16 protein-coding genes are annotated in these 18007 nt (G+C 43.7%); 3 read left to right on the forward strand and 13 right to left on the reverse strand.

The annotated features are described in order from the left end of the window. Nucleotides 1-57 precede the first annotated feature (57 nt). Nucleotides 58-618, forward strand: a complete 561-nt coding sequence (locus M1L62_RS10495) for a YqgE/AlgH family protein (protein ID WP_254412989.1) — start codon at nucleotides 58-60, stop codon at nucleotides 616-618. Between the two features lie 33 nt (nucleotides 619-651). Here M1L62_RS10495 and M1L62_RS10500 read toward each other — a convergent pair whose 3' ends face one another. Beyond that, a complete protein-coding gene (locus M1L62_RS10500) occupies nucleotides 652-873 on the reverse strand; it encodes a hypothetical protein (RefSeq protein WP_254412990.1) in 222 nt (73 codons plus the stop codon). Between the two features lie 177 nt (nucleotides 874-1050). Here M1L62_RS10500 and M1L62_RS10505 point away from each other — a divergent pair, with 177 nt between their 5' ends. Beyond that, nucleotides 1051-2316: a metallophosphoesterase gene (locus tag M1L62_RS10505; RefSeq protein WP_254412991.1), complete on the forward strand. Its 1266-nt coding sequence runs from the start codon at nucleotides 1051-1053 to the stop codon at nucleotides 2314-2316. Nucleotides 2317-2761: 445 nt separating this feature from the next. Beyond that, a complete protein-coding gene (gene gcvP, locus M1L62_RS10510) occupies nucleotides 2762-5653 on the forward strand; it encodes an aminomethyl-transferring glycine dehydrogenase (RefSeq protein ID WP_254412992.1) in 2892 nt (963 codons plus the stop codon). Nucleotides 5654-5985: 332 nt separating this feature from the next. Here the strand turns inward: gcvP and M1L62_RS10515 are convergent, their stop codons facing one another. The 12 genes from M1L62_RS10515 to M1L62_RS10570 form a co-directional block, all read right to left on the reverse strand. Further along, nucleotides 5986-6504: an NADH-quinone oxidoreductase subunit J family protein gene (locus M1L62_RS10515; protein ID WP_254412993.1), complete on the reverse strand. Its 519-nt coding sequence runs from the start codon at nucleotides 6502-6504 to the stop codon at nucleotides 5986-5988. A 38-nt stretch (nucleotides 6505-6542) separates the two neighbouring features. Next, nucleotides 6543-7136 carry a NuoI/complex I 23 kDa subunit family protein gene (locus M1L62_RS10520; RefSeq protein ID WP_254412994.1) on the reverse strand — a complete coding sequence of 198 codons (594 nt, stop codon included), beginning with the start codon at nucleotides 7134-7136 and terminating at the stop codon, nucleotides 6543-6545. A gap of 22 nt (nucleotides 7137-7158) precedes the next feature. Then, nucleotides 7159-8238 carry an NADH-quinone oxidoreductase subunit NuoH gene (nuoH, locus tag M1L62_RS10525; RefSeq protein WP_254412995.1) on the reverse strand — a complete coding sequence of 360 codons (1080 nt, stop codon included), beginning with the start codon at nucleotides 8236-8238 and terminating at the stop codon, nucleotides 7159-7161. 37 nt (nucleotides 8239-8275) lie between these two features. After that, entirely contained in the window at nucleotides 8276-9391 is a 1116-nt protein-coding gene (locus M1L62_RS10530; RefSeq protein WP_254412996.1) for an NADH-quinone oxidoreductase subunit G, read from the reverse strand. A gap of 26 nt (nucleotides 9392-9417) precedes the next feature. Continuing rightward, nucleotides 9418-10851, reverse strand: a complete 1434-nt coding sequence (locus M1L62_RS10535) for an ArnT family glycosyltransferase (protein ID WP_254412997.1) — start codon at nucleotides 10849-10851, stop codon at nucleotides 9418-9420. Nucleotides 10852-11053: 202 nt separating this feature from the next. Continuing rightward, nucleotides 11054-12391 carry an NADH-quinone oxidoreductase subunit NuoF gene (nuoF, locus tag M1L62_RS10540; RefSeq protein WP_254412998.1) on the reverse strand — a complete coding sequence of 446 codons (1338 nt, stop codon included), beginning with the start codon at nucleotides 12389-12391 and terminating at the stop codon, nucleotides 11054-11056. A 33-nt stretch (nucleotides 12392-12424) separates the two neighbouring features. Continuing rightward, nucleotides 12425-12922: an NADH-quinone oxidoreductase subunit NuoE family protein gene (locus M1L62_RS10545; RefSeq protein ID WP_254412999.1), complete on the reverse strand. Its 498-nt coding sequence runs from the start codon at nucleotides 12920-12922 to the stop codon at nucleotides 12425-12427. A 43-nt stretch (nucleotides 12923-12965) separates the two neighbouring features. Next, nucleotides 12966-14192: an NADH dehydrogenase (quinone) subunit D gene (gene nuoD / locus M1L62_RS10550; RefSeq protein ID WP_254413000.1), complete on the reverse strand. Its 1227-nt coding sequence runs from the start codon at nucleotides 14190-14192 to the stop codon at nucleotides 12966-12968. A 23-nt stretch (nucleotides 14193-14215) separates the two neighbouring features. Further along, nucleotides 14216-14716 (reverse strand): NADH-quinone oxidoreductase subunit C, encoded by a 501-nt coding sequence (locus M1L62_RS10555; protein ID WP_254413001.1) that lies wholly within the window; start codon nucleotides 14714-14716, stop codon nucleotides 14216-14218. Nucleotides 14717-14723: 7 nt separating this feature from the next. Beyond that, nucleotides 14724-15266, reverse strand: coding sequence for an NADH-quinone oxidoreductase subunit B (locus tag M1L62_RS10560; RefSeq protein ID WP_254413002.1), 543 nt, complete (start codon nucleotides 15264-15266; stop codon nucleotides 14724-14726). Between the two features lie 28 nt (nucleotides 15267-15294). After that, nucleotides 15295-15669, reverse strand: coding sequence for an NADH-quinone oxidoreductase subunit A (locus M1L62_RS10565; RefSeq protein WP_254413003.1), 375 nt, complete (start codon nucleotides 15667-15669; stop codon nucleotides 15295-15297). A gap of 196 nt (nucleotides 15670-15865) precedes the next feature. Then, the gene (locus tag M1L62_RS10570) at nucleotides 15866-18001 is read right to left on the reverse strand and encodes a T9SS type A sorting domain-containing protein (protein ID WP_254413004.1); all 2136 of its coding nucleotides are present in this window, start codon (nucleotides 17999-18001) and stop codon (nucleotides 15866-15868) included. Nucleotides 18002-18007 lie beyond the last annotated feature (6 nt).

The following is an 18007-nucleotide window of genomic DNA, read 5'->3' on the forward strand; positions in this document are numbered from 1 at the left end:
TAATGTTACTTAAAAATAAATATATTTCGTTTTTTAATTAATTAAATCTGCCTCGTTATGTCACCTTCTGAAAATCCTTCAAAAGGATCTTTGCTGATCGCCAAACCATTTTTGGGAGATCCAAATTTTGAGCGGGGCGTCATTCTGCTTTGTGAATATAACACCCAGGGAAGTTTCGGATTTGTACTTAATCAGGTGACAGACTTGTTTTTAGGAGATGTGCTGGAAGACACCATTTACCAGGATATCCCATTGCATTTAGGCGGTCCGGTTGAAAAAAATACCTTGCATTTTATTCACAGGCGGCCTGATTTGATTCATGGCGGAGCCAAAATAATGCCGGATGTATTTTGGGGCGGAGATTTCGAACAAGTCCGGACTTTATTGAACATCAATAAGCTGACTGCGGATGATGTCAGATTCTTCATCGGTTATTCCGGATGGAGCGGAGGGCAGCTGGAAAATGAAGTAACCCAGGATTCATGGATTATTACCCAGGCCACTTCTGATTTTCTGTTCACAACACCGCCTGCGGATTTCTGGCGGGAAATTCTTAAAAATATGGGGGGCGAATACCGGTCAATCGCCCATTATCCGACCGATCCCAGACTAAACTAGCCGTTCTAGCATAGACTGATCGAATGTACAGCCTCAGTTCGGGTTATTAAATCCGTGGATGGATTCATAATCCGACTTTACCCTTGCCATTTCACTGACCAGAAATTTTTGAAGCTGCTCGTTAAAAGCCGGTTTTTCCTCTTCTGGTAATGAAGCGTATAAGTCTTTCAATTCCTGGTTAATGGCTGCACGTTCTTCGTCGGAACCCGCGTTCATCGAGCGGATGTGAAATCGTTTAAAATCGAAATCTGGCATGTTTGTTTTTATTGTTGTCGTTACAAAATTATAAACTTTAACCTTTTACATTGGCAAGCTTGCCGTTCAAGGTTAAAATTTTTCCTTTAAAACTTATTTCTCCGTTTAAAATCCGGGATGACGAACGAGAAAAATAATCAAGTTGTTAACTTCTGATATAATTACTTTCTGACTCGAATGAACCGCACTCTTTTTTTTATATTACTTACTGTCGTACTTTTTGGTATCGACTGGTATGTCTGGCAGGCTTTAAAATTTGTCATCAGGAATTTTTCCCAGCCAACACAAAAATGGATTTCCTGGGGCTATTGGAGCTTCACTTCGCTTACATTGTTTGCCTACGTGGTGATGCAGCTGCTGCCGGCAGATTTTTTTAACCGGATGACAAGGACATTTATTATCGCCGGCATCGCAATTCCTTATTTGTCAAAATTGCTGGTGGTTTTCTTTTTGCTGATCGATGACGCCCGTCGCCTGCTTCAATGGATTGTGAGTTATTTTATTCCTTCCGTTGCGCCTGTCCCCGTTGACCCTGTGGATCCTTCTGCACCGAAAATTCCAAGATCCGAATTTTTAGAAACTACTGCCCTGGTGGCGGGTTCTGCTTTAATGGGCACATTTGCTTTTGGTATTTTGTCTGGTGCGCATGATTATCGGATCAGAAGAGTAAAAGTTCCGCTGAAAAATCTTCCGAAAGCATTCCATGGCATAAAAATCGCTCAGCTTTCGGATATCCATTCAGGTAGTTTTTTCAATAAAACGGCCGTAAAAGGTGGTGTCGAAATGCTGATGAAGGAGAAACCGGATATCGCTTTTTTTACCGGTGACCTGGTGAATGACCGTGCGCTTGAAGTAAAAGATTACATCAATATTTTTGATAAAGTAAAGGCACCATTGGGCGTCCATTCGACATTGGGAAATCATGACTATGGTGATTATTACCAATGGAGCTCGCAGCAGGAAAAAAATCAGAATCTCGAAAATCTTAAAAAAGCCCACCAGTTATTGGGATGGAATCTGATGCTTGATGAAAACCGTGCGATCCGCGTCGATGGTGAAGAAATAGGACTGATTGGCATTCAGAACTGGGGAGCAGGTAACTTTGCCAAATATGGTAATCTTGAAAAAGCTTATCAGGGTACGGATCAATATCCGGTAAAAATTCTTTTGTCACATGACCCGAGCCACTGGAGGGCACAGGTGCTTCCGAAATATGATGATATAGACCTGGCTTTTGCCGGCCATACCCATGGCATGCAGTTTGGTGTTGAACTTGCCGGAATCAAATGGAGCCCGGTGCAGTACCGTTACAAAGAATGGGGCGGGTTGTATAAGGAAAACGATCAGTATCTTTACGTAAACCGGGGATTTGGCTATCTCGGTTACCCGGGGCGTGTTGGTATATTGCCCGAAATCACAATCGTGGAGTTGGTTAAAGCCTGAGGAAATATGATCTTTGTAAAAAGAAGGTATTAACTTGTTTACAACATACTTATCCAACCCATCGTGACGTTGAATAAGTAATCTTCCGCAGGTTTTTAAAAATAACAGTTATGAAAAAATTTGTTGCATTGTTTCTTCTTTCCGGATTGATGTTGAGCTTTTCCGGAGTTCAGCCGGTGAGTGCAAATCCGAAGCACGCAGAGTCTGAAATGTTTTTGAACAAAAGAAAGAAAAATCGCGGGTATCAAAAACCAAGATCCAAAAAATTCTTAGGAATATTCAAGCGCAAAACCGATTGCGGCTGCCCTAAGCACTAAAAATAAAAATTTATTAATTTCGAACATATTCAAGAGTAAGCAATCCCGATATTCTCTCAGAGATTTCATGGGTTTTGCTTACTTTTGTATTTTATAACCAACTATTAACGGTCACGTTAGCCCAAATAATGAAAATCAATCTTCGAAGCCAGGATAAATTCGAAAACCGACACCACGGTAAGAATGAGCAGGAATTACAGGAAATGTTGCGCACGGTTGGGGCATCTTCCCTGGATGAATTGATAGAACAAACGCTTCCGGCGGCTATTCGCCTGCCTAAGCCTTTGAATTTACCACGCCCGAAATCCGAGCAGGAGTTTTTGGACGGAATCAAGAAACTGGCACGTAAGAACGCGATCCTGAAAACCTATATCGGAACAGGATATTACGATACCGTTACGCCCAATGTTATTTTAAGAAATATCCTCGAAAATCCGGCCTGGTATACGGCTTATACGCCATATCAGGCAGAAATTGCACAAGGAAGATTGGAAATGCTTCTGAATTTCCAGACTGTGATCACGGATCTGACAGGCATGGAGATCGCCAACGCGTCTTTGCTTGATGAAGCAACGGCTGCGGCAGAAGCGATGACGATGCTTCACAGCCTTCGTCCGTCGGCTAAAAAGAAGGCAGATAAATTTTTCGTTTCCGAGCTTTGCCATCCGCAAACCATCGACCTTATTTATACAAGGGCTAAACCGATTGGTATAGAGGTTGTTGTTGGAAACCATGAAACCGTTGACCTTACAGAGGAAAATCTTTACGGCGTATTGGTGCAATATCCTGCAACAAACGGTGAGGTAATAGATTATACAGATTTTATCGCGGCGGCGCACGATGTTAACATCACCGTGGCAGTTGCAGCTGACTTATTAGCGCTTACACTTTTGAAGGCGCCGGGCGAAATGGGTGCCGATGTTGTGGTAGGTTCTTCACAGCGTTTTGGTGTTCCGATGGGTTATGGTGGTCCTCATGCGGCTTACTTTGCTACAAAGGATGCTTTCAAACGTCACATTCCTGGCCGTATTATTGGCGTATCGGTTGATACAGAAGGCAATCGTGCGTTGAGAATGGCACTCCAGACACGTGAGCAGCATATCCGTCGCGAAAAAGCTACTTCCAACATTTGTACTGCACAGGTTCTACTGGCAGTAATCGCGGGAGCTTACAGCGTTTACCACGGTCCGGAGGGTATCAAAAATATCGCAACACGTGTACACGGTCTGACCCGTTTATTTGTTGACACCGTTAGAAAATTCAATTTCGAAGTGGTGAACACAAATTATTTTGATACGGTTACGATCAAAACAACACTTACAAGCAAAATCAGGGAAAATGCGCTGAAATGGGGCATTAACCTTCGTTATAACAAAGACGGAAGCATCGGGATTTCATTTGATGAGGCGAAGACCTTTGACGATGTGATCGCGCTTTTAAACCTTTTTGCCGAGGTATCCGGATTCCAGGGAGAGTTGGTGATCGACGAAGAAATGGAGTTCACATTGGCTGAAAACCTGGTTCGTACTTCTTCATATCTGACGCATCCGGTATTCAGTGCTTATCACACAGAACACGAAATGCTTCGTTACCTGAAATCACTTGAAAACAAAGACCTTTCTCTGGTCCATTCGATGATTTCATTGGGTAGCTGTACGATGAAACTGAATGCTACGGCAGAAATGATTCCGTTGACCTGGCCTGAATTTGGAGCAATACATCCGTTTGTTCCGGCAAACCAGGCTTTGGGTTATGGACAACTGGTTGCTGAGCTAAGCGCCTGGTTATGTGAAATCACCGGATTTGCGGCGATGTCGATGCAGCCTAATTCAGGTGCCCAGGGAGAATATGCCGGTTTGATGGCCATCCGTGGATACCATGAAAGCAGAGGCGATCATCACCGTAATGTGGCGTTGATCCCGTCTTCGGCACACGGAACAAACCCTGCTTCGGCTGTAATGGCGGGTATGAAAGTGGTCGTTACCAAATGTGACGAGCGCGGAAATATCGATGTTGAAGATCTAAGAGCGAGAGCTGAACAATATAAAGATCAGCTTTCATGTTTGTTGGTAACTTATCCTTCAACGCATGGGGTTTACGAGGAAAGTATCATTGAAATCTGTTCGATGATCCATTCTTTCGGAGGACAGGTTTACATGGACGGAGCGAACATGAACGCACAGGTTGGTTTGACAAGCCCTGCTTCGATCGGTGCTGACGTTTGTCACCTGAACCTGCACAAAACGTTCTGTATTCCTCACGGAGGTGGTGGCCCGGGTGTTGGTCCGATCGGTGTTGGAGAGCATCTTATTCCATTCCTTCCGGGACACGTTAATCTTGGAAAACAATCTGAGCATTTGGAAGAAGGACAGGCAGGAGCGGTTTCGGCTGCACCTTACGGAAGCGCAAGTATTTTGACAATCTCTTACGCATACATCGCGATGATGGGCGGAGAAGGCCTTACGAACGCGACGAAATATGCGATTCTGAATGCCAATTATATCAAGGAACGTCTGAACGGCCATTACGAAGTACTTTACACCGGTACAAACGGAAGATGTGCACACGAGATGATTCTCGATTGCCGTCCGTTTAAAGCGGCTGGTGTGGAGGCTGAGGATTTGGCGAAACGTTTGATGGACTACGGTTTCCACGCACCAACCTTATCTTTCCCGGTTGCTGGTACGTTGATGATTGAACCAACGGAATCTGAATCAAAAGCGGAACTAGACCGTTTCTGTGATACCATGATCGCGATCAGAAATGAGGTGCGTGAAGTGGAGGAGGGAACTGCGGATCGTAATGATAACGTATTGAAAAATGCACCTCACACATCACGTGTGGTATTGGCAGAAGTTTGGGAGCACGCATATGGTCGTGAGAAGGCAGCGTTCCCATTGCCGCATTTACGTTTTAATAAATTCTGGCCAAGCGTGAGCCGTGTAGACAGCGCCTTTGGTGACAGAAATCTGATCTGTTCTTGTATTCCTGTTGAGGCTTATGCTGAGGAGGTAGAATAAGGCAGGTCTGAAATATAAATCAGAATAATAAAGGAGCCATTTCGAAAGAAGTGGCTCCTTCGTCCTTTAGGAGCATTCTGTTTATAGTGATACATCTGGAATATAATGAAGCGTGACTCCGTAGGAGCTTCCTGCTTTTTTATGACAATCAGAAACTTTACAGACTTTGTATCCTGCTTTAAGAATACTTTCAATAAACAGGATGTTCTAACGTGTCGTACCTAATCCGGAACCTGGTTCTTGGAATGCTTATCCTTGTTCGATCAATGATTATAAAAACAAAAAGCGGATCAATAACGACCCGCTTTTGCTAAAACATATTTTTAAGCTAATCAGAAATGTCTCTCCCCAATTTCTCTTTTCCCTATCATCACAGCACCAACCATCGCTACAAGAAGCAGGATAGAGGCAAGTTCAAAAGGAAGCAGGTACTCGCGGAAAAGCAGTTTCCCCAGGCTTTCGATCATCCCGACCTGTGAGTCAAATGTGGCAGGATCAACAGGCATCAGGATCGTTTTGCGATAAGCTCCGAAAAGAATCACAAATACAGTCCCGCCAACGATCGCAGCGGCAATTTTGGTAAGATTGGTTTTAGCTTCCTCATGATTATCCTTTATGTTAAGAAACATAATCACAAAAAGGAAAAGAACCATGATAGCGCCTGCATAAACGATAATATTTACCGCGGCAAGGAATTGCGCATTCAATAGGATATAATGGCCTGAAAGCGTAAAAAACGTCAGAATAAGATAAAGTACGCTGTGGATCGGGTTCTTCGAAACAATCACCATTAACGCGCTAAGCACCGTCAGGAATGATAAGAAGTAAAAAAATGATAATGTCGGATTCATATGCTTGTGAATTGCTGATTCAATAGTAAAGGGTAAAATCAGGGAATTGCTCTTGGAACTACATTGGTAACTTCACCATTGGCTCTTTTCTGATCCAGTAAATGCGCTTCCTCTTTGGTCCATGCTTCCCGTGTGTAACGGTTGTTCATGTCCTCAACCAGTAAATCCTTACCCCATATTACCTGATCACGGTCATGGAAAACAGGTATAAATTCATCGTGACGCAAATATACGGCCTGTTTTGGACAAGCTTCCTCGCACAACCCGCAGAAGATGCAACGCAACATGTTTACTTCGTAAACCGCCGCATATTTTTCTTCTCTGTATAATGATTCTTCCCCTTTTTGACGTTCAGCAGCAACCATTGAAATCGCTTCCGCAGGACAAGCCACTGCACAAAGCCCGCATGCTGTACAACGTTCACGTCCATCTGCATCTCTTTTCAGGATGTGACGGCCACGAAATACAGGGCCAAGATATCTTTTTACCTCAGGATATTCGATCGTTACCTTTTTCTTGAAAAAGTGCTTGATGGTAATTGCCATACCGGTCGCAATAGCGGGTAGGTAGGCGCGTTCCATCAGCGTCATTTCTTTATTGCTTACTTGCTTAGAGCGATTGGTCAGTTGCATGGCAATACTTGTTTTTTGTTACTTAGTTCAACAGAGACGTAATGAATGGCTTTAAGAAAAGCACACTTGCTCCGGTGATGATAATGTTAATAATAGCCAAAGGGATAAGTTTTTTCCAGCCAAGGTTCATCAACTGGTCATAACGGAAACGTGGAAGTGTCCATCTTACCCACATGTAGAAAAAGACAAAGAATAACGCTTTTCCAAAGAATACGCCTGTACCGATTAAAGTAGCAATATTGTGTCCTGTTGTAGTTCCCAATGAAGCCGTAAGCTGATTGTAAACCCAGTCCATACCCGGATAATTATACCCGCCAAAATAAAGCGTAGAGATAATAGCCGAGGAAACGAACATGTTGATATATTCTGCAAAAAGGTAGAAACCAAGTTTCATACTTCCGTATTCCGTGTGGTAACCACCCACAAGTTCAGTTTCACACTCGGGAAGGTCGAAAGGTACACGGTTACATTCTGCAAAAGAACAGGTAAGGAAAATGATGAAACCCAGTGGCTGGTAGAAAATATTCCAGTTGCCACCGTGCTGCTGTGCTACAATATCTCCTAATGACAAAGAGCTGCTCATCATCAGAATAGCGATCAGGGAAAGTCCCATTGCTACCTCATAACTAATATTTTGTGATGCTGCACGGATGGCTCCAAGTAACGAGAATTTGTTGTTGGAAGCCCATCCACCGATCATAATCCCGTAAACACCCAGTGCTACGACACCAAAAACGTAAAGAATACCAATGTTGGATTCAACACCCTGAAGAACCACTTCAACGCCATCGTAACGGAAAGTGCTGCCAAAAGGAATTACAGCACTCGCGAGGAGCGCCGTAAGCATGGCCAAACTTGGTCCTGCTATAAAAAGCCATTTGTTTGCAAGTGCCGGAATAAAATCTTCTTTGAAAAACATTTTACCTGCATCTGCAAGCGGTTGTAAAAGTCCGCCCGGTCCCGCTCTGTTAGGCCCCATCCGGTCCTGGATAAAACCCGCCACTTTGCGTTCTCCCCAGGTCGAGTACATCGCGATGACCAGTGTTAAAACAAAAACAACCAGGATTGTTAAGGTCTTTATTATAAATTCCGTTAATTCCATTTTTTCAGTTCACAGTTAATAATGTTGACAGAACGTATTAGTTGTTCCGCGATAATAAGGAACGGTGATTTGCCTTATCGTTGTTTTCTATGCTTTGGTGACGTACTGTATCGATGTCAGTCGTGTACTCACGTGTATCGTCAATGGGTTTGAACTGCGTAGCAGAAAGTTTCAAAGCAAAATCAGGCTTTTTGATTACATCAGCACGGTATTTGTTGGCTGAGATCACAGAGCTGCGTTTTACTTTTGTTGGCCCTTCGATTGTCCAGTCGCTTGTTTTCTTTCTTTCAAAACGGCAGGTATTGCAGATGAACTCGTTCACTTCACCCCAGGTATTTTTGCGGGCCGTTACACGGATCACTTCGTCGCCACGATACCACAAAGTCACGTTTCCGCTGCATTTTTCACAGTCGCAGTGTGCATCTACCGGTTTTGAGAACCACACACGACTTTTGAAACGGTAGGTTTTATCTGTCAAAGCGCCAACCGGACAAACATCAATGACGTTTCCGGAGAAGTCGTTATCAATTGCTTTCTCGATGTAAGTACTGATTTCGGACGCATCGCCGCGGTTCATCACACCGTGAACACGATTGTTGGTGATCTGGTCAGCCGTGTAAACACAACGGTAGCAAAGGATGCAACGCGTCATGTGTAACTGAACAAACGGACCGATATCTATTTTTTCGAACGTTCTGCGCTCTTCTTCGTAACGTGTTTTCGCTGAACCGTGCTCAAAAGAGAAATCCTGAAGATGACATTCGCCGGCCTGGTCGCAAACAGGACAGTCAAGCGGGTGATTGATCAAAAGGAATTCAACAATGCTTTTACGTGTATCAAGGACAGCAGGATTGGTTGTGTTTTCAACGACCATACCTTCCTGAACCTGGGTAATACATGAAGGAACAAGTTTTGGCATAGGACGCGGATCTTTGGCAGATCCCTGTGCTACCCTTACCAAACATGCACGGCACTTTCCGCCTGATGTCGGAAGCGGTTTGTAATAACACATGGCCGGTGGCACCAGGTGACCCTGGCTTTCATCAGCTTCGGCGATTTTACGCGCCGCCTGCATGATCGTAGTTCCCGGTTCCACTTCGACCTCAATGCCGTCGAAGGTTATTTTGATTAACTGTGGTTTTATTTCTTCCATATCAAGACATCTCTAAATCGTCTTATTTATTTTAATCTATATACCTTATATCCGTGAATGTCTTTTTCCAGCAAATAATCTTTCAGATCAAATTTGTAGTCAAAGGCGTACAGGTAAGGAGGACTGTTCTTATCCAGAATCAGGTAACGTATTTTTTTCTCTTTTACCAAATCATAAAAGCGACTAAAATTAAACCTTTTGGCTTCAAATAAAAAGCGGACTTCGGTATCCTGATAAGCCAGAAGATGTTTGAAAAGCATATGTTGTAAAAGCCATCCGCGGAAATCTTCACCACCCGAAATCACAACCTTTTCATCCGCAGCGATATGCGCTTCCACATACTTCTTCACTTCATTCTGCTGGCTGTAATCGGCTTCATATTTGGCCAGGTCGGTCGTGTAATATTTTTCCATCTGCTGACTGGTAAAATACAGCATCGTTAGGCCCACCAGTGCAGGAAACAAATAGTACGTCAGTGACGCATTGGTTACGGTCAGGTTTTCATTATAAAAGTAATAAAATATCCCAAGTAACCCTACGTATGCAAACTCATGATAATAACCCACCGCAGCACCATGTTTGAAAGCCGTTGCTGTGGCAAAACCAAAGAACAAAAGTGTCGATAACGACAGGAAAATGGTCTTGGGATCCGTAGAATTTACCAGCCATTTCAAACTGATGATAAAACTTACGGCTATTAAAACACTCAGCGCCGGAACAAGATAGCGGAAAGTGTAAGCATAAAACCAACCCGGAACAATCGGCAACTGAAGGCTGCCGAACAGGTTATCGTAAAATACCTTAAACTGTAACTGGCTGAAAATTAATGTAAATACCAGAAAAAGTACCGCCAGTACACCCGCCATTTTAAAGAGCGACGACCATTGGAACCTGTAAAAGAAATAACCCAGTAAAACGATACTGTGGATTAAAGCACTTTGTTTAGTGAAAAATGCAACGACCGCGAGAAAACCCGCAAGGACGAAATATTTGTTCCATTCATCTTTCTGTTCGAGTGCTTTTAATATCACATGGATGTAAAGTACCGTGAACAGGAAAAGAAGACTGTCAATTCTGGAATTGGTTAAATGCCACTGTTGCAGCTGACCAAACAACAGACAGCAGAAAACAATACTCAGCAGTTTTGAAACCTGAATGAATCTCCTGACTGTGATGTAGGCAACCACCATAGAAATGGACACCAGAATGAAGGATATCAGCCGGCTTAAAAATTGTATCCTGTAAATATTCGTAGGATCCCAATTCAATAACTGATAAGTCTTCCCGACCAGGTAATAATATAAAGGAGCGTACTGCACAATCCAAAATGGCGGAACTTCCGGGTTTCGGTAAAGCGGTTGATTATCAGCAACAATTTGTATCCCGAATGTAGTACCACGCTCACTTCCGGAAATGTCCGGATGATAACTCAGTATAAAAACTCCCTTGATATAGAGCATTATGACTGTACAAACAATACAGAAGGCAAAGGTTAATGGGTACGCGTTATTCTTTATAAAATTGTAAACTGGTCTAATCAATAATTGCATACTTGGCTATTTTTAATTCATCCGGATACCTTCCGGGCTAATTCGCAAATGTATTAAGGAATTAGTATCAGGTGTATTAAAGATTTAGTATCTGGTTGTCACAATTTTCCAACTATGCCAAAACCGCACCCATAAACACGGCTCCTGGTTGGGTAGCTTCGTGCGGGTTGGTGATATGCCATTCAAATTCCTCGCGGAAATGGCGGATTGCACTCGCAACAGGCCACGCAGCTGCGTCACCCAGCGGACAAATCGTATTTCCCTCGATTTTCTTAGCTACGTCTACCAGCAGATCGATGTCATGCATGCTTCCGTGCCCATGTTCGATACGGTGCAAAACTTTCTCCATCCAGCCTGTACCTTCACGGCAGGGGCTGCATTGTCCACAGGATTCATGGTGATAAAAGCGGGAGAAGTTCCAGGTATTGCGAACGATACAAGCCGTTTCATCAAACACGATAAAACCACCTGAACCCAACATCGTACCCGTTGCAAACCCACCATCCGATAACGATTCATAACTCATCAGACGGTCTTCACCGGCAGCCGTTTTTGTAATCAAATGCGCAGGTAAAATAGGTACGGACGAACCTCCCGCAACCAATGCTTTCAAATGATGTCCTTTACGGATTCCACCACAATATTCATCCGAGTTAAGGAATTCATCCACACTAACGCCCAATTCGATTTCATAAACCCCTGGTTTTTGAATATGGCCTGATGCGGAAATAAGTTTTGTTCCGGTACTGCGTCCAATTCCGATCGCTGCATAAGCATCACCACCGTTGTTGATCACCCATGGCATGTTGGAAATAGATTCCACATTATTCACCACAGTAGGGCTTTGGTAAAGTCCTTTTACCGCAGGGAACGGAGGTTTATTACGAGGATTTCCTCTTTTACCTTCCAAAGATTCAAGCAGGGCAGTTTCTTCTCCGCAGATGTAGGCACCGCCTCCAGGCTGTACTACAAGTTCCAGATCATAACCGCTGCCCAATATATTTTTTCCAAGAAAACCGTTTGCTTTCGCTTCTTCAATGGCTTTTTCCAGGATACGGATCACATACATAAGCTCACCACGCACGTAGATGAAAGACTTGTTCGCGCCCAAAGCAAAGCTGGATACGATCATGCCTTCAATAAGCAGGTGAGGAATGCATTTCATCAGGTGGTGGTCCTTGAAAGTACCAGGCTCCGATTCATCTGCATTACAAACGAGGTAACGGGGAACGCCTTCCGGTTTTGCCAGAAAGCCCCATTTCATTCCCATAGGAAACCCTGCACCACCGCGTCCGCGTATTCCGGATTTTTTAGCTTCTTCCACAACCTCCTCGGGAGTCATGGTTTTTATCGCTTTTTCAACAGCAGTATAACCTCCCTGTTTACGGTAAACCTCAAAGGTTTCAATACCTGGGACGTTAATGTGTTCCGTTAATATTTTTTTAGCCATTTTTCAGGATACTATTTTCAGCTTATAAAAGGCTTATTTGCTTAACTCTTCAATGATTTCGTCAACACGCTCGCGGGTCAGGTTCATGTAAAACTTCTCACGAATCTGGAAAACGGGGCCCCAGCCACAAGCTGCAAGACATTCTACTTCTTTCAGTGTAAAAAGACCGTCAGGCGTAGTTTGTCCGGCTTGAATGCCAAGTTTTTGTTTCAGGTAATCATATATTTCTTCACCACCCATCAGGCAGCAAGGGCCTGTACGACAGTACTCAATGACGTGTTTTCCGACAGCGTCAAGGTGGTACATGGTATAAAAGGAAGCAACCTCATAAACCTCTACCGGTTTGATGCTCAATATGTCTGCGACATAATCCATCACCTCGCTGCTCACCCATCCCCATTGTTCCTGGGCAACGTGCAAAACAGGAAGCAAAGCCGATTTTTGGCGGCCTTCCGGATAACGTGCAATGATTTCTTTTACTTTCGCCAGTCGTTCCGTGGTAAACGCAACGGGATTTGGTGTTTCAGTCATTTCTTTAATACGATCTTTTGAAAATCAAATAATCAATCTGATTTTATGCGTCCAATTCTCCTGCGATAACGTTCAGGCTACTCATGGTTAGAATAGCATCTGAAAGCGTGCTTCCTTTGCACATTTCAGGATAGGCCTGATAATATATAAAACTCGGGCGACGGAAATGAAGACGATACGGAGCTCTTCCGCCATCGCTGATCAGGTAAAAACCTAACTCTCCGTTACCACCTTCAACGGCGTGATAAACTTCACCGATCGGAGCGTCTATCTCTCCCATCACAATTTTGAAATGGTAGATAAGTGCCTCCATATTGCCATAAACCTCTTTTTTGGGAGGAAGATAATATTCCGGTGTGTCTGCGTAATAAGGTCCTTCCGGAAGATTTTCCAAAGCCTGTTCCACAATTTTCAGACTCTGCCACATTTCTTCCATACGCACATTGTAGCGGTCAAATGTATCACCGCTTTGTCCGACCGGAATGCTGAAATCAAAATCTTCGTAAGATGAATAAGGCTCCATCACACGGACATCGTAATCCAAACCGGCAGCACGTAAATTAGGTCCTGTGAAACCATATGAAAGCGCACGTTCAAGGGAGATTGGTCCAACATTGATTACCCGGTCCATGAAAATACGGTTACGGCTCATCAGTTTTTCAAACTCGCGAAGAACAGGCGGGAATGTCTTGATAAATTCGCGGATCTTGCGAAGTGCCGTGCTCGATAAATCACGTTCCATACCACCGATACGGCCCATGTTTGTTGTTAATCGTGCACCGCAGACCTCTTCGTAGATTTCATATATGTCCTCACGTTTTTGCATCACGTAAAGGAAACCTGAAAACGCGCCTGAGTCCACACCTAAGATACTGTTGCAAATCAGGTGATCTGAAATTCTTGCAAGCTCCATCATGATCACGCGGATATACTGCGCACGTTTCGGAACATCAATCTGCAAAAACTTCTCCATCGTCATATGCCAGCCGAAGTTATTGATCGGTGAAGAACAATAATTCATGCGGTCAGTAAGCGTGGTAATCTGGTAGAACGGGCGTCTTTCGGCGATTTTTTCGAAAGCTCTGTGTATATAACCTATGGTTTGCTCACCAGAAACGATTTTTTCACCATCCATTTGAAGGATATTCTGAAAAATACCGTGCGTAGCCGGGTGGGTAGGGCCAAGGTTCAGGGTTGTAAGCTCCTCGATCAATTCAGGCAATTCTGATTGAGCAGGAACATTATGAGGTAATAATTCGATATCTGCCATAACTTACTCTTTTCCTTAAAGGATCAACGACCAAAAAGCGCATCAATTTTATCTTCCCGCGTAGCATCTTCCAGAGCATATTCCTTACGCATCGGGAAATAATCCATTTCTTCAATATTCAGGATTCGCACCAGATTGGGATGACCGTCAAAAAGAATTCCGTAGAAGTCATAAGTTTCACGTTCCATCCAGTTTGCGCTCGCGTAAAGCCCTGTTGTGGTTGGAATGTGGATATCAGCTTCCGCAATGAATACTTTGATCCGGATCCTGAAATTATGTATAAAGCTATGCAGGTGATAAACCACAGCAAATTCCTTACCGGTATTGTCAGGATAATGAACACCTGTGATATCCGTAAGGAAATTGATCTGATACGTTTTATGCTCTTTTAAAAATTCAAGGATCGGAATAATTTCCTCACGGGTTGTTGAGAGTGTCAGTAATCCGTAAGGCTCTTCAAAGTCATATACCTGATCACCAAATTTCCCCAATAGCTCTTCGGCTACTTCCTGATTGCTTAGCATAGGGTAATTATTGAATATTATAGGATGCTAAAAGTTCCTGGTATTCGTCGGTGTTTCTGCGACGAAGTTTTTCGTTTTGTGCCAGTTTCTGAATGCCCATAAGTCCTTCGATGATCTGTTCCGGACGGGGAGGGCATCCTGGTACGTAAATGTCAACAGGGATAATACGGTCAATACCCTGCAAAACGCTGTACGTATCAAAAATACCACCGCTTGATGCACAGGCACCAACGGCCAAAACCCAGCGGGGCTCTGCCATCTGAAGATAAACCTGCTTCACAACCGGGGCCATTTTTTTTGCAATGGTACCCATCACCATCAGCAAGTCTGCCTGGCGTGGTGAGAAACTTGGACGTTCCGATCCGAAACGTGATATATCGTAGTGAGCGCCCATGGTTGCCATAAACTCGATACCACAGCAAGAGGTTGCAAATGGTAAAGGCCAGAGTGAGTAACTTCTGGCAAGACCGATTGCTTCATCAAATGAAGTGGCAAAAAATCCTGATCCGCTATGTCCCTGAGGTGCTTCCGCTATCGTTACTTCTTTCATAATCTGTTGGATTACAATGTTTTATATACTAGTCTTCCCAGTTGAGTACGCCTTTACGGATGATGTAGTAAAATCCGGAAAGAAGTAATGCCATAAACAGTAACATTTCCAGAAACCCGAACATTCCCAATTGTTTAAAATTGACTGCCCATGGGTACATAAATATTACTTCGACATCGAAAAGAACGAAAAGAATAGCTACTAGAAAATACTTAACTGAAATAGGTGTTCTTGCATCACCAACGGATTCGATCCCGCATTCAAAAGGATCGTCCTTAAGCTTGCTTTTGCGACTTGGGCCAATTAAATGGGTCACAATCATCGTTCCGCCAATAAACCCGGCAGCCAGAATGAATTGAACAATAATCGGTAAATAGTCGGAAGGAAGATAGTTATTATTCATTGATTGTTAATTTCAATTGATATACTGCTATCAGAAATCCGTTGGATAAACACCAGGGAAAACTTTATTACTGTCAAAATTAGCCTTTGCAAATTTATCAATCAAATTCTTTACTTTATCTTTTACCTAATTAGTATCATACTAAATAAGCCACGGTCACCCGTGGCTTATTTAGTATTTTTTAAAGACAAAATATTTATCTAATCATAATTTGCTTACTTAGATCCACCTCTGCGGATTTAACGCGAATGATGTATTTTCCTGTCGTAAGATTCTTAACCTGTATTTTAACACGGCTCGTTAAATCCTCAGTTTGTGTCACTACAACCCGTCCGTAGATGTCATAAACAGTAATTTCAGCATTCTTCATGTTGTCTCTCGACTCGATATAAACACCGTCTGCAAGTCCCGGGTTAGGGAAAACTACCACGTCATTTTTATCGTTTGTAATCACTTCCTGTGAAGGAGAGTATGGCGAGTAACAAGTCAGCGCATTGCTGCCGAGTGTGTAAGTCACTTTTGTGCGTGCCGCGTAACTTCCCGATGTATCGGTTTTGATAATATTGCTATGATTCAGCAAGATTTTCTCGTCTCTTTTCCAGTCATATTTTTCGTTCAACCCCGTTTGTGCAACCGTGGCCATAATGGTAAACGGACCGGACTTCGCGATTGTCGGCTGTGGGACCTGCGGACGAATAACCAACGAAGCAGCGGCTGAGGTTTCAGATGAACAGCCCAGAACATTTTGGCTTTTTACCTGATAAGTTCCTGCTTCCTTTACAGAGAAAGTAGGGCCTTTGGCAAGAACTGTTGTGGTGTTTTGTTTGAACCAGCTGTAATCGTCATTGCTTGAAGTCAGCGAGAAAACAAATGCAGAGTCTGCACAGGCCTGCTGCGAGCCCGACTGAACGATCGTTGGTGTGGCAGGTTTGATGGATGAAGTCACGATCAGTTTCTGGCTGTTAACGGTATTTCCGGTTGCATCCTTCAATTGAACGTAATATTCTCCTGGTCCCGTAACGGTTAACGTTTTTCCTTTGGCATAACTAGGGAGCCACATGTATGAGGCATAACCATCCGGCGCTGTAAGTGTCAGCGATGTGTTGTTAGTGGCACAAATACTGGTGATTTTAGGCATTGCAGCCGGGAGTAGAGGGCTTACTTTGTTGAAGAAATCAATATCCAGCGTGCTATTCCATGCATTGGCAAGAATGAAGAGTCCCGCCGTATTATCTTTACCCGCGAAATGGGTTCCGTCGGCACGTTGCGGGTAAAGTCCATCAGTTTCCGGGCCGCGATAAGCAGTACTGAAAAGCCCATCAATAACAGCATTTTGCGCGCCAATCACCGCAGGGCTGGTAATCGAGGCTCCATTATCATTTCGGATTCTTGATGTTCTGGAAATAACCCAGGTAACCCGGCCGTTAATATCTGCACCAAGTCTGTCTATTACATACTGTAAACTACTTCTGTATTCCTCATAACTGGTAGCCTCCGGAAAGGTGTCTGTTTCACCCTGCATCCACAATATTGCCCGTACGCCAAATTGCTTTGCTGTATTTTGCATAAAAATGCGGAGGTTGGCATAGGGCATTTGGTCTGGATAAATGAACCCGTAAAAATTTTGGGCACGTTTGCCTTCAGCGCTTGCACGCCAGTATTTAATTGATGTTCCTTCCCAGGCCGAATTGATGAACATGACCGGTACGTTCAATTTCTGCACGAGTAGATCACCAAGAATACCCCAACACCATGGACTTTTACCCCTCGGCCCAATATTATCTATTGGATTATCAAGACGATCAAAAACCGGATATTCGGGATCTCCGAGAGAGTTTACTACGTTACTTTGATTCAGGAAATTGACACGATCATCTGTTGCGACCGGCTTGGAACTTGCCTCGTAATCAACACCTTGTGCATTCGATTGGCCAGATATCATAAATACTTCTCCAACGCCCATTCGGGAAAGAATTGCTGGTTGCCCTACGGCATTTCCGGCTAGGGAAGCTCTTGCTTCCAGCGTGTACCAGCCAGAATTGAGCAGGATAGTCCCACTGAAAATACCACCGGAAGGATCCGTCTGTAAAACACTCCAGTCCGTGGGAATTCCTTGCCCTGCAATCGCTGGCAATGCCCTGATTTCAACCTTGTCAATCGGTGCGGTATAAATTCCGGATACAGAAACAGTCGCCTGACCGGCAGCACCGCGTTGGTAAACAGCCCGTTCTACGGGAGAAGTAATTTTTATTTGGGCACTTACGCCAAAAGGAATTAAAACAAGAAGGAGCCAGATCCGTAGAAAAGAAAAAGTAAAAATTTTATCAAGCATTATAAT

It is taken from the genome of Dyadobacter diqingensis (assembly GCF_024220585.1).
In the GTDB taxonomy this organism is placed as follows: domain Bacteria; phylum Bacteroidota; class Bacteroidia; order Cytophagales; family Spirosomataceae; genus Dyadobacter; species Dyadobacter diqingensis.